The organism is Shimazuella kribbensis DSM 45090 (assembly GCF_000428065.1).
Taxonomy (GTDB): Bacteria; Bacillota; Bacilli; order Thermoactinomycetales; family Thermoactinomycetaceae; genus Shimazuella; species Shimazuella kribbensis.
In genome coordinates, this window is sequence record NZ_ATZF01000004.1 from 81,832 (window position 1) to 94,401 (window position 12,570).

The 12,570-nt window shown below is 41.1% G+C and carries 15 protein-coding genes; 9 read left to right on the plus strand and 6 right to left on the minus strand.

Going from position 1 to position 12,570, the window contains the following annotated elements; genetic code table 11:
• Positions 1 to 10: 10 nt before the first annotated feature.
• The 4 genes from atpA to A3GQ_RS0107840 all read left to right on the plus strand — a co-directional run bounded on the left by atpA (position 11) and on the right by A3GQ_RS0107840 (position 4,566).
• Positions 11 to 1,525: a F0F1 ATP synthase subunit alpha gene (atpA, locus tag A3GQ_RS0107825; RefSeq protein ID WP_028776583.1), complete on the plus strand. Its 1,515-nt coding sequence runs from the start codon at positions 11 to 13 to the stop codon at positions 1,523 to 1,525.
• Positions 1,526 to 1,564: 39 nt separating this feature from the next.
• Positions 1,565 to 2,428, plus strand: a complete 864-nt coding sequence (gene atpG, locus A3GQ_RS0107830; protein WP_028776584.1) for an ATP synthase F1 subunit gamma — start codon at positions 1,565 to 1,567, stop codon at positions 2,426 to 2,428.
• 326 nt (positions 2,429 to 2,754) lie between these two features.
• On the plus strand, positions 2,755 to 4,155 hold the full coding sequence (atpD, locus tag A3GQ_RS0107835) for a F0F1 ATP synthase subunit beta (protein WP_028776585.1): 1,401 nt from the start codon (positions 2,755 to 2,757) through the stop codon (positions 4,153 to 4,155).
• A 15-nt stretch (positions 4,156 to 4,170) separates the two neighbouring features.
• The gene (locus tag A3GQ_RS0107840; protein ID WP_028776586.1) at positions 4,171 to 4,566 is read left to right on the plus strand and encodes a F0F1 ATP synthase subunit epsilon; all 396 of its coding nucleotides are present in this window, start codon (positions 4,171 to 4,173) and stop codon (positions 4,564 to 4,566) included.
• A gap of 80 nt (positions 4,567 to 4,646) precedes the next feature.
• Here the strand turns inward: A3GQ_RS0107840 and A3GQ_RS0107845 are convergent, their stop codons facing one another.
• The 5 genes from A3GQ_RS0107845 to A3GQ_RS0107865 all read right to left on the minus strand — a co-directional run bounded on the left by A3GQ_RS0107845 (position 4,647) and on the right by A3GQ_RS0107865 (position 7,499).
• Entirely contained in the window at positions 4,647 to 4,976 is a 330-nt protein-coding gene (locus A3GQ_RS0107845) for a YciI family protein (protein WP_028776587.1), read from the minus strand.
• Between the two features lie 92 nt (positions 4,977 to 5,068).
• Positions 5,069 to 5,533, minus strand: coding sequence for a hypothetical protein (locus A3GQ_RS0107850; RefSeq protein WP_028776588.1), 465 nt, complete (start codon positions 5,531 to 5,533; stop codon positions 5,069 to 5,071).
• A gap of 25 nt (positions 5,534 to 5,558) precedes the next feature.
• Entirely contained in the window at positions 5,559 to 6,629 is a 1,071-nt protein-coding gene (locus tag A3GQ_RS0107855) for a DUF4097 family beta strand repeat-containing protein (RefSeq protein WP_028776589.1), read from the minus strand.
• Positions 6,626 to 7,183 (minus strand): DUF1700 domain-containing protein, encoded by a 558-nt coding sequence (locus A3GQ_RS0107860; protein ID WP_028776590.1) that lies wholly within the window; start codon positions 7,181 to 7,183, stop codon positions 6,626 to 6,628. Before A3GQ_RS0107860 ends, A3GQ_RS0107855 begins: the two co-directional genes overlap by 4 nt.
• A complete protein-coding gene (locus tag A3GQ_RS0107865) occupies positions 7,170 to 7,499 on the minus strand; it encodes a PadR family transcriptional regulator (protein WP_028776591.1) in 330 nt (109 codons plus the stop codon). Before A3GQ_RS0107865 ends, A3GQ_RS0107860 begins: the two co-directional genes overlap by 14 nt.
• A gap of 297 nt (positions 7,500 to 7,796) precedes the next feature.
• Here A3GQ_RS0107865 and A3GQ_RS26800 point away from each other — a divergent pair, with 297 nt between their 5' ends.
• Positions 7,797 to 7,967, plus strand: coding sequence for a hypothetical protein (locus A3GQ_RS26800; RefSeq protein ID WP_156877604.1), 171 nt, complete (start codon positions 7,797 to 7,799; stop codon positions 7,965 to 7,967).
• A 417-nt stretch (positions 7,968 to 8,384) separates the two neighbouring features.
• Here A3GQ_RS26800 and A3GQ_RS23740 read toward each other — a convergent pair whose 3' ends face one another.
• Positions 8,385 to 8,954: a M23 family metallopeptidase gene (locus A3GQ_RS23740; RefSeq protein ID WP_051271381.1), complete on the minus strand. Its 570-nt coding sequence runs from the start codon at positions 8,952 to 8,954 to the stop codon at positions 8,385 to 8,387.
• A 265-nt stretch (positions 8,955 to 9,219) separates the two neighbouring features.
• Here A3GQ_RS23740 and A3GQ_RS0107880 point away from each other — a divergent pair, with 265 nt between their 5' ends.
• The 4 genes from A3GQ_RS0107880 (at position 9,220) to A3GQ_RS23745 (ending at position 12,566) form a co-directional block, all read left to right on the plus strand.
• The gene (locus A3GQ_RS0107880) at positions 9,220 to 10,362 is read left to right on the plus strand and encodes a hypothetical protein (RefSeq protein ID WP_028776592.1); all 1,143 of its coding nucleotides are present in this window, start codon (positions 9,220 to 9,222) and stop codon (positions 10,360 to 10,362) included.
• A gap of 766 nt (positions 10,363 to 11,128) precedes the next feature.
• The gene (gene ndhC, locus A3GQ_RS0107885) at positions 11,129 to 11,503 is read left to right on the plus strand and encodes an NADH-quinone oxidoreductase subunit A (RefSeq protein ID WP_028776593.1); all 375 of its coding nucleotides are present in this window, start codon (positions 11,129 to 11,131) and stop codon (positions 11,501 to 11,503) included.
• Between the two features lie 35 nt (positions 11,504 to 11,538).
• A complete protein-coding gene (locus A3GQ_RS0107890) occupies positions 11,539 to 12,012 on the plus strand; it encodes a NuoB/complex I 20 kDa subunit family protein (RefSeq protein WP_425423368.1) in 474 nt (157 codons plus the stop codon).
• On the plus strand, positions 12,009 to 12,566 hold the full coding sequence (locus tag A3GQ_RS23745; protein WP_051271384.1) for an NADH-quinone oxidoreductase subunit C: 558 nt from the start codon (positions 12,009 to 12,011) through the stop codon (positions 12,564 to 12,566). The genes A3GQ_RS0107890 and A3GQ_RS23745 overlap by 4 nt, the downstream gene beginning before the upstream one ends.
• Positions 12,567 to 12,570: the final 4 nt, after the last annotated feature.

The window sequence follows — 12,570 nt, forward strand, 5'->3', positions numbered from 1 at the left end:
AAAAATCGGTATGAGCATTCGTGCAGAAGAGATCAGTTCGCTGATTAAAGAACGAATCGAAAATTATGAAGCGGATCTAGAAGTAAGCGATGTCGGTACTGTTATCCAAGTTGGAGACGGTATTGCTCGTGTTTATGGTCTCCAAAATGCTATGGCTGGTGAACTCTTGGAGTTTAACGGTGGCATTATGGGAATGGTTCTAAACTTAGAAGAGAATCACGTTGGGGTTATTATTCTTGGTCCTTATAGCGATATTCGTGAAGGTGACCAAGTGAAACGCACAGGTCGTTTGATGGAGGTACCAGTGGGCGAAGCACTTCTTGGTCGAGTTGTTAATCCTCTTGGTCAGCCATTGGATGGAAAAGGCCCAATTCAAACCACTGAATTTCGTGCTGTTGAGTCCCCTGCACCTGGCGTAATTGATCGAAAATCCGTGCATGAGCCAATGCAAACAGGTATCAAAGCGATTGACTCGATGGTGCCAATTGGTCGTGGACAGCGTGAATTGATTATTGGTGACCGTCAAACTGGTAAAACAACGATTGCGATTGATACCATTATCAACCAAAAAGGCAAAAATGTTGTTTGTGTGTATGTAGCAATCGGACAAAAACAGTCAACCATTGCACAAGTAGTGGAAAAACTACGTCGCCATGGCGCTTTGGAATATACCATCATTGTAGCAGCTAGCGCATCTGACCCAGCTCCGCTCTTATTCTTGGCTCCATATGCGGGTTGTTCCATGGGTGAATTTTTCATGTACAATGGAGGACACGTTCTCTGCGTATATGATGATTTGTCTAAGCAAGCAGCTGCTTATCGTGAATTATCCCTTCTTCTTCGTCGTCCTCCCGGTCGTGAAGCATATCCAGGGGATGTATTCTATCTACACTCCCGTTTATTAGAGCGTGCGGCAAAACTATCTGATGAGCGTGGTGGTGGTTCGTTGACAGCACTTCCATTCATCGAAACCCAAGCTGGGGATATTTCTGCTTATATTCCTACCAACGTGATTTCTATCACGGACGGTCAGATCTTTTTGGAATCCAATCTTTTCTACTCTGGGGTACGTCCAGCAGTAAACGTAGGTTTCTCTGTATCTCGTGTAGGTGGAGCTGCTCAGATTAAAGCGATGAGTAAAGTAGCAGGAAGTCTAAAACTAGACTTATCACAATATAACGAGCTTGCAGCATTTGCGCAGTTTGGTTCTGATTTAGATCCGATTACACAATCAAAACTATCTCGTGGTGAACGTGTTATTGAGATTCTAAAACAAGATGAAAATGAACCATTGCCTGTAGAGAAACAAGTTATCTCGATATACTTGGTAACCAAAGGCCACTTGGATGATATTGCTGTCGCAGATGTACGTCGCTTCGAAAAAGAGTTCTTTTCCTTCTTGGATGGAAACCATGAAGATATTTTGGCTAGTATTCGCGACAACAAGAAAATGGAAGATGAGAATGATGAAAAACTGAAAGCTGCAATTGCTAGCTTTAAAAAAGGTTTTTCACCAACGGAGTAAGATGGATCAAGCCTGAAAAGAAAGGCGGTGAATCAAACGATGGCAACAATGCGTGAGATCAAAATAAAGATCAATTCTTTTGAAAAAACCAAGCAGATTACCAAAGCGATGAAAATGGTAGCTGCCTCCTACCTGCGGAAAGCTCAAGAACAAGCAGAGGCCTCTCGTCCTTATGCAGATAAGTTAAAAGATGTAATTACTGGTCTTGCACAAGGTGCTTCAGGTGTCAAGCATCCGATGTTAGAGTCACGTCCTGTATCCAAAACTGGATATCTGATCGTAACTTCTGATCGTGGGCTCGTAGGTGGTTATAACAGTAACCTTATTCGTCTGTTAACGGAAAAACTCAAAGAACGCCATGCTTCCAAGGATGAGTATGTGGTGTTCGTGATCGGGCGCAAAGGACTGGAAGTGCTACAAAAACGTGGATTACCAATCATCGGTCAAACTACAGGTATTTCTGCTATTCCACAGTTTGCGGAAGTAGTAAACATCGCCAAAGAAGCCGTTAGCAATTATGCAGATGGCAGTTTTGATGAGTTGTATCTCCTGTATAACGAGTTCGTAAATCCAGTTATTCAACGCCCTGTGGAGAAACGCCTCTTGCCACTGGCATCTGAAGAATTAAACCAAGAAAAAGCAAGTCAAACCGCTTATGAATATGAGCCATCGGAAGAAGAGGTATTAGCAGAATTACTACCTCGATATGCGGAAACATTGATTTACAATGCACTTTTAGAAGGAAAAGCGAGCGAACATGCCGCTCAGATGAATGCGATGGAAAATGCTACAGAAAATGCTACTGAGATCATCGGTAAGTTGACCCTTCAATTTAACCGTGCACGTCAGGCAGCTATTACGCAAGAAATCGCAGAAATCGTTGGTGGAGCTGCCGCTTTATAGCTTTTGTTAAGGAGACACAAGTTCGTTCTCAATAAAACACAAAAGCGTTGATAGTGCTTTAAAAATGTTTTTGGGATTATTTTTAAAAAAGGAGGTGAATTCCTGCTGCTGTAAAACTATGTCCTAATGGCGAAAACCAAGCCGAGTTGAATACACTAATTTCACTAAACGATTTTGTGTATATGTACCGTGGGCTACACGGGAATTTACGCTGTGGAGTGTTATAGCAAACTGTAGTAGCGGGTTTTTGGCGAGACAGGACACGTTGAAGCAGGAAAACTCTGGACATAGGATTTATTCTATGTTTTCAGTAGCAGGGAAATAAGATGGGACTAGGACGAATTTTACAAGTAATGGGTCCAATCGTTGACGTTGAATTTGAACGTGGACAGTTACCTGAAATCAATAACGCACTAGTAGTTAAAAAGAGCGATGGAACTTCGCTAACCTTAGAAACAGCACTCCATCTAGGAGACAACAATGTACGGACAATTGCTATGTCATCTACAGATGGTTTGGTACGTGGAATGGATGTAGAAGATACAGGTGCTCCTATTTCTGTACCTGTAGGTCGCCCTTCACTTGGTCGTATTTTCAATGTTTTGGGTGAGCCTATTGACGAAGCTGGACCAGTTGATACGAAAGAAGTATTACCAATTCACCGTTCAGCTCCAAGTTTCGCAGAACAATCTACCGAACAAGAAATGTTAGAAACGGGTATCAAGGTTGTAGACTTACTTGCTCCATATTCCAAAGGTGGTAAAATCGGTCTCTTTGGTGGTGCGGGTGTAGGAAAAACTGTACTTATTCAAGAATTGATTCACAATATTGCTCAAGAACATGGTGGTTTATCTGTATTTTCCGGTGTTGGTGAGCGTACCCGTGAAGGTAATGACTTGTACCATGAGATGAAAGACTCTGGAGTTATCAGTAAAACTGCAATGGTTTTCGGTCAGATGAACGAACCACCAGGTGCGCGTATGCGTGTTGCTCTTACAGGGCTCACGATGGCAGAGTATTTCCGTGATACAGAAGGACAAGACGTATTGTTCTTTGTTGACAATATCTTCCGTTTTACCCAAGCAGGTTCTGAGGTATCCGCACTTCTTGGACGTCTTCCATCTGCGGTAGGTTACCAACCTACACTTGCAACAGAGATGGGTCAATTGCAAGAGCGTATTACTTCTACTAAGTCTGGATCTGTTACGTCTATCCAAGCGATTTATGTACCAGCGGATGACTACACAGACCCAGCACCAGCAACAGCTTTTGCGCACTTGGATGCAACTACCAACTTGGAACGCCGACTTACCCAAAAAGGTATCTTCCCAGCGGTTGATCCACTTGCATCTTCTTCTCGTATTTTGAGCCCTGCCATTGTTGGTGAAGAGCATTATAATGTTGCACGTGGTGTACAACAAATCTTACAGCGTTACAACGAATTACAAGATATCATCGCGATTCTTGGATTTGATGAACTATCTGAAGATGACAAGCAATTGGTAGCTCGTGCACGTAAGATCGAGAAATTCCTTTCTCAAAACATGCACGTTGCAGAGCAGTTTACTGGACAACCTGGTGTATATGTACCAGTAAAAGAAACCGTTCGCGGTTTTAAAGAAATTTTGGAAGGTAAACACGATCATCTTCCTGAAGATGCTTTTTACATGGTGGGTAATATCGATGAAGCCATTGAAAAAGCAAAATCCCTTGGCGTTACCGTCTAGTGGGAGTGATGTCATATGAGTAAAATGCAGCTCGATATTGTAACCCCAGAACGAAAAGTTTACTCCAAAGACGTGGAAATGGTTATCACTCGTGCGGCAAATGGAGACATTGGTATCTTGCCTCATCACGCACCACTCGTTAGCCCATTACATGTAACCGTAGTGCGGGTAAAAAACGAGGGACAAGAAGAACGTATTGCTATTAGTGGCGGTTTCTTGGAAGTTCGTCCTAGTGGTGTGACTATTCTTGCTGAAACTGCAGAGTTGTCTTCCAATATCGATGTGAATCGAGCGGAGGCTGCTGAGGCTAGAGCCAAAGAGCGTATTGCAGAACACGATGGTGATCTTGCACGTGCAGAGCTTGCTCTAAAACGTGCTGCGAATCGTCTTGAAGTTTCCAAATGGAAATAGAAATAGAGTCGAAAAATCTCCCTGTAATAAGGGAGATTTTTTTGTATCTTGTTTTAAGTTTATTCAAAAATATTCCAATATTATTTATCTAATAACGAAACCTCAGTCTGACCTAACATACTGATGAAAGAAGGACCTACCTGACAATTTTTTATCTCGATTTTTTGCCACACATCACCAGTTACATAAGGCTCTATTGCTAGCCATTTATCCAAATCTTCACGTGTTGGAAAGTCCACAATTACCATTGATCCAACCATTTTATTATCTTTCAATAATGCCACTCCAAACAACATATTACCGCTTTTAACCAGTTTATCTCCTAGTGAAATGTGATCTTCTCTTGCCTTTAGACGACGGCTCAATGCCATTGGGTCAATTCCATCATAACCAATCACCATAAACTGCATCATCAGTGCTCCTTTGCAGGCCTTTTGATTTTTATAGTTTAAAAACCCAGATGATCGAATATTCTCTAGCATGTTGGAAAAAGGGGTAGTCATTATATTGCATGATGGGAATCTTTCTTACCCGATGAACGAAAGTATTGATTGGCATTTGGTTGGAACATCCAAAATAATGCTATAAAAACACAGAGTATATGGATAATTCTACTTAGCGTGAACAAGACAGTTAGTACATCCATCCCTACAAATGCTTCACTGATCGCATGGCCTTCCATCAGCCAAGTAATAGGGTCCATAATTAAGGATAAGGTACCAACAATCCCTAACCCTATAGCTAAGACGATTCGCGCCCAATTTTTTTGTTTTCTCATCTGAATGGTGACGAGAATAAAGATGGTGTAGATGACTCCACGGACGAGAATTCCCATAAATAAGCTTTGAATAGAAGTAGAGTGTTTTAATAAAGAATCGGTTACCACAAAAATTGTTTCTGCCATCCCTGATGCGATGGCAAGTATCCAAAAAAGATATGCTCGTTGAATTTCTTTTGGTATATTCATTTTTTATCCTCCATCTTGATGTTATTTATCTGCCAAACGAGATATTTCCATGGTTTGTTTGCATGTTTAACATAGGTGAATCGGCTGAATTGGCACCAATTACACCTTTTAAAGGTTGGTTGTTATCGTAGTCTGATGTTGTAGTTGTACCCATCGTCTGGATTGGGAAATCGGACTGAATCTCGCTTCCAGCAAAATGGACATTTAGTGATTTTGGATCATGACCAACAGAGACTGCAATATCTCCATTGCTGGTGTTTACTTGATTATTTGCTCGAAACTCCTTAATAGATTGAATCTGAATATCTCCATTATTCGATCGAATGTTAAAGGTAGTGTCGATATTTTGAACCGTAACATCTCCAGAATTACTTTTTGCTGTTAATTGATTTCCTTGATATCCATTCAAATGAATGTCTCCATGTGAGGTTTGTAAATTCAGCGATGTCGTTTTATTGTTTGAAGTATTATTAGGATCGTAGTTTGACTGAACATCAATATCTCCTGATGTGGTCGAAATGGAATTGTTCCCATTTAGCGTAATGGATTCTTGCAATTGTATATCCCCATGCGAACTCTGAACCGCGAGGGTTGCATCTGTATTCTTTAGTCTTATATCTCCGTTATTTGTTGTCGCTTTGGCTATCTTGCCTTTGAAATCTTCTATTTTAATATCTCCATGATTCGTCTGCAACGTTAAAGTTTCATATTGTTTTTTAGGTAGATATACTGCAACTTTGGTAGGTTGTTTTATTGTATTTAGATCAAAATTTATCCATGATCTTGAATTTACTTCCTCTCGTTTTGCATTTATTTGAACGGTATTACCATTTGTAGTTAATTGTAAGTTCGTTGTTACATTTTTTTGTTTGGTACCAGTAAAGGTAGCAGTTATTTGGTTATTTGCACTCGGATAGATTTCTATATCGACAGATTTACTGGTTACCATTACATTCGTTATTAATGTACCATCTGCCTTTTCTTCATGTTTAAAAGGTGCTTCTGTCTTCAATCCTACTTTTTTGTAAATCATCGCACCTGAACCAACTAAACCAATGATAAATAGAATAATACCTACATATATAATTTTTTTCATTTTCTCTCACCTCGAATGATTCTTTGATTGGATTTCAAATAGCGGGTAAACCATTGGAAAAATATTTTCGAAAACTTAGTGGTCACCGTGCCGAGAATCAAGCCAACTCCTAGTAATCCCAAAGTCGCAAATAGGAGTAATAGGATCGATTGCCAACTGTCGTCACCAAAGAGGGCAACAAAGACAGATAATGGTGAAATAACGAATACAAAAGAGACAGCATAACTAGCAATAATTACAGCTACAATTGCGATGAATGGAGCAAGTACAAATACAAGGTTTAAAAATCCAAGGCCGAGGAAGGCAAATACAGCTCTGGTGATACTATAGTAGGAGTTATGTTGTTCCGCATGCTCCAAGTGGTATTCGGTGACTAATTCTCTGGCTATTTTTCTCGGATTTCCTAGACTTGTCGCTATGTCTGCTTCTGATCTACCTTCAAAGACACCATGTTCGAAGTGTTCTTCATAATCTTCGATTGCAGCCTCTTGCTCAGACTTTGGCAGCTTTTGTAAGTGACGGTTTAGTTCGGATAAAAACTCATTTTTGTTCATTTAAAATCCCTTCCTCGATCAACTGATTTACCCCAAGCGAAAATTCTTTCCATTCTTGAATAAGTTCATCTGCATATTCCTGCCCTATATCCGTCAGTTGATAGTATTTGCGTGGCGGCCCTTCATTCGACTCCACTAAATAGGTAGTAAAGTACCCTTCTTTCGTAAGCCGTCGAAGTAGTGGATAAATGGTCCCTTCAGCGATTAAAAATTTTTCCGATATCGTATGAACCAATTCGTAGCCATATCTATCTTTTTGTAGCGTCAGTACTAGCACACATAAAGTGAGAACCCCTTTTTTAAACTGTACATTCATCTGATCACATCCAATTATCTTAAGGTACTGTGCAATGTAGTGTACCTGCTGATAGAATAATATCATGCACTATTATACATTGCAAGGTACTGTGGAAAATTTATTTTTTCGCTTGAGTGAAGTAGGTTTGCGATAGTTAAATGTATGTAAAGATTCACTTATGACGCCTACTTGAATGGGGATTTTGTTATAATGATTACTACCATTGCCTAGATGAAAGAGAAAAAGTGACGAACCAACCAAGTCATCACTATTCAACCTTGTGGTCTCCACCCTTCTGAGGGATGGATTGTCATTGTGGATGAGGGAAGTGTGAACACTCATCCTGCTTCCAGCCGTGGTGGATCTGATCCCAGTGGTGATCAGTGTCACTTTAAGAAATATAAGGATGCAGTTATCGCAGTCATGCGAGAACTGGTAGAAAAGGACAAAAATGTCAACCGAGTGAAGGTTGTCAATCGATCATAGTCCTGTATCTAGGCATCCATCTGGTCATCTCCTTGATGACCAGATGGATTTCATAAAGAAATATTTTTATGTAATAGATATCCGATTTTCATAGCAAAAGCCCAGTACTTATTAAAGTAATGGGCTTTTTTACTTCTTTGTCTGAGAAATGAGTAAGACAATGGATGTTTTATTTTTTTAAAAGTGATTGTATTATTATCCTTTTTATTAACAATTCGGCACTACCTGACCATCCGATCCGGTGTAGACATGAGAGTCAGGAATATACTGATCGGTACCGATTCTATCCCATAAGCTACTCGTTCTATAAGGTCCTTTGACCGTAGTTCCTTTTGTCTGACAATAGATCGTAACTTTTTTATTATTTTCTAATTGTTTTACTACTTTGGAAGAAGTTGTTGGTTCTCGATGTACATCTTATTTTTTGCCGTTCTCTGTTTTTACAGTGCCTGTATGTTGCTTTTTTGTGCAATTGTTATTGCTCTTATATTCTTTTTTTCCATAGTAATAGGCTTTACTCGAACCAAAGTAGATTGGTTGTACTTCTCCGTTATGTTTTTGTTCATAGTGAAGATGCGAAGCCGTAGAGTTTCCGCTATTGCCTACGTTTCCAATTTGTTGGCCGATTTCAATCAACTGCCCTTTTTTAACGGTGATTTTACTCAGATGTGCGTGACGTGTTTCCCAACCATTCCCATGATCAATATACACAAATTTCCCAAAGCTTTTGTTGCCAAGATCACCTATTTTTTTAATCTTTCCAGATGCAGATGCGACGACTGGATCACCGTGTCCATTTTTTCGCGTGAAATCAATGGCGAGTTTAGGATTATGTTTTTTTCTTGTTTCGCCATTCCAGGTCTGATCACACGGAAATGGCATTTGGAAAGTAGGAGCAGCATAAGTTGTTTTGGGAGTGGAAGGAAAGATGGTAAAACAAGATAAGAATAGCAAAAAGGACAAAAAGCTGTAGTTCCATTTCTTCAAGAAATACACCTCCGTGTATCCCTTTTTTGATGTTTCTTCTTATACTCCTCTATAAATAAATGCAAATTCTAAATATGGACTCATTTCGAGACTCAATTTAGACAAGATATGACGATGGGAAAATCAGAGAGTAAAGGATGCGAGAAATTTTACGAATCGTTATTTTAGTATTTTGTACTCTTTTTGTTAAATGGAAACTATTGAATATTGAATTTTTATAAAAATAAGCGATATGCTATAGTTAGCATAAGTCTAAGGAGGCAAAGTGAACCTTCCGCGTAATCTGCGCAGGAACTCCATCGTCCACAAGCTGTACTGGGGGATCAAGAACTATTCCGAGGATTATTGGATCAATCCGACGTATGGACGGATGATTCTGTCGATTGTCGTGTCTCTCATGGAGATCGCACTCGACAAGTCAAGCTCCGAGGAGAACATCCAGAACGCAGTTACAGAGCTGCGTGCTCTGTCTGCTGTACCCCTCGTAGAAGAAAGTGTAGACTGCTGGCCCTCTCGTGAAATGGAAATCTATCTCGAAGCGGAAGTGGGTGAGCTGAACATCATTCTGAGGCACGGGAACTGCCAGTGTCCGGATGGTGTGCTCCTGACGGGGATTGTTCACCCGAGCAATGGAAGGCGTGTACTTTCCGCTGTCGTGGACCTGATCCGAAGTGCTTACGTCGAGGGTTCCCTTGACGAAAACGAGTACTTCCGCACGGGCATCCAGAAGCTTCTGGATCCGGAAGAGCAGCAGAATCCTCCGGTCATGACTGGTTCGAGCGGTTCGGTCATCGAGGATTTTCAGAACTGGTTCACGCATGCGCGAGACTGCGAATGCGTCGACTGCTCACAGTTCCACCCGTGTTATCGTGTGCGGGTACAGGAGCTGGTTCGGGATGTGCTGACACCTATCAGCGTGTGGGGCAAAAGGTTGAATTGGCACCCGATGGATCATGAGGAGCTGATCAACCAGTACAGCCTCTTGTACCTGCGCACCCACACAGCCAATAATCAGGTGCACTCGGCAATGTCGTTGCGGACAAAGTGGCTTGGGCAAGCGCTGCGCGAGCGTGAGGAGAACCAGATTAAGCTGCGAGAAAAGCTGGAGGCTCTCCTCGCTCAGGCGATGGAGCAGCTCGGCTCCCTTCGTGAACTCCGAGAAGCCGACCTCACCACAACCCTGCTCGACCGCCAGTTCGAATGGCTGGATGAGCAGGGTAAGACCATCGAGGCGATCGATCGCCAACTGGATGGATTCGAGTGGGAATTCGACGATCTGGCGAAGAAGATCGAGAAGATCACCAATGAGGTTTCTCGTGGTCTCAAGTTCAGGATTATGCTCGACGCCAGGGCCCAGAAGTTGGAAGGAGAACTGCAGGATACGCTCGACACACTGATGCTTGTGTGAAGAGCGTCTGAAGGAGACATCGCTTTGCGTCCAGGCGGGCAACCTATTGGTTGCCCGCCGCTGATTTCATGAATACCTAAAACTAACGATATACATATGAAAATAAATTCGGAATACAAACATCATGATAAATAAAATTTTTCTTCAAAAAAAGGGGAATATCAGCGTTAGTTCGTCGTTACTTGATGGATTCGTTGATCCTCTTTGGTGTGTTTCAATCATGCTATCTTGCTATTTCGGCTGGTATGTTTTCATCTTTAAATAATCAGTACTATGTGTAAATGCAACTTATACTTTCGACCACTCTTTCCAACAGAGGATAGGATAATATCAATGAAAATACGATCCCTCTTTTTAACGAGGGGTCGTATTTTCGTTAGAAGACATTTGGTTTGTGAGTTTATGGACATTGCAATCGTTCATAAATTTAACAAGAAATGTAAATTTCATCATTGTTGTATTTTCCGACATATTCCTATTTTTCTATGTCCCTTTTTAGGGAAAAGTCAATTCAACAAAAGGAGTTTTGTTATTGTTAAAAAGTATTCTATACTCTGTGCATAATTAGACACAACTCTTCTTTTTTTGCTATAATCAGTTCGAAAGATTGATTTTTTTACTAAAATTTTGTCTAATTTTGGGATAGATATGAATTGGAAAATCTTTCCTGACATTTCTTTATCTTAAAGGTGGAGTAGGGATTAAATCGTTAAAAAACTGAAAGCGTTTTAATTTGAAAGAAGATAGAAGTAAAGGGGATTCATTTATGCCGATCAGCCAATCTTTTCTTATTATTGCTATCTTTTTTGTTGTAGCTATCTTGCTTCCTGTAGCTGCTCTGACAATGGCGCGTCTGCTGCGGGCATCCAGGCCAACAGAGCAAAAAGCGACCACCTATGAAAGTGGTGCAGATCCGGTCGGGGGCAGTTGGGTCCAGTTTCATGTTCGATATTACTTGTACGCACTTCTTTTCGTGATTTTTGATGTAGAGGCTATTTATCTTTTTCCATGGGCGGCGTCCTATGATGTGCTGCGTTCAGAAGTTGGATTGGCAATTTTATTGGAGATGGGCTTATTTATTGGATTTTTAATATTGGGACTAATTTATGCTTGGAAAAAGAAGGTGTTAGAGTGGAAGTAAATTTTGAGAACATCGACCCTTTGACACGTCAATCGATGGAACGAAACGTATTGACTACGAGTTTGGACCAAGTAAAAGCATGGGCGAGAAGCAATTCCATGTGGCCGCTCACTTTTGGACTTGCCTGTTGTGCAATTGAGATGATGGGTACGGGTGGTTCACACTATGATCTCGATCGCTTTGGAGTTATTTTTCGTGCTTCTCCTCGACAGTCTGACGTTATGATCGTGGCAGGGACAGTAACGAAAAAGATGGCTCCGCTACTCCGTCGTCTCTATGATCAGATGCCAGAGCCAAAATGGGTTATTGCCATGGGATCATGTGCAACAGCAGGAGGACCTTATGTAAAGTCTTATTCTGTTGTAAAAGGTGTCGACCAGATCGTACCTGTTGATGTCTATATTCCTGGCTGTCCACCAAATCCGGCAGCTTTGATTTATGGTATTCATAAGCTGCAAGAGAAAATTCGTTATGAAGCGAAGACAGGAAAGCGGGTGACGAGCCAATGAGTGAAGAAGAGAAAAAGCCTCCTGTTCGTCCAAAACCAGCTGCGAAAAAACCAGAGCCAAAGCCATTACCTCCATCACCAAAACAGCCGGTAATGGACGCCTTAGCAACTACATTAAAAGAGAAATTTGGCGAATCAGCAGTAATGGAAGGATACATCAATCAACCGAATGATCATCTATGTACGTTGATTATTTCCCGGGAAAATTGGCTTCCTGTGTTGCAATTTTTACGAGATGAACATAGTACTCCATTTGATTACTTGCAAAACGCCTCTGCTATCGATTATGAAACACATTTAGAAGTGGTTTTTCATCTTCACAGTTTAGAAAAAAAAGAGATGATTGCAGTAAAGGTGAGGCTGGATCATGAAAATGCTGAACTTCCAAGCTCCACAGCGTTATTTCCAGCGGCGAACTGGAATGAGCGGGAAATGTTTGATTTGATGGGAATTACTTTTACGGGTCATCCTGACTTAAAACGAATTTTGTTGCCTGATGATTGGGTAGGTCATCCGCTTCGTAAAGACTACGTAGCGTTTGATAAGGAGGTTTAAAACC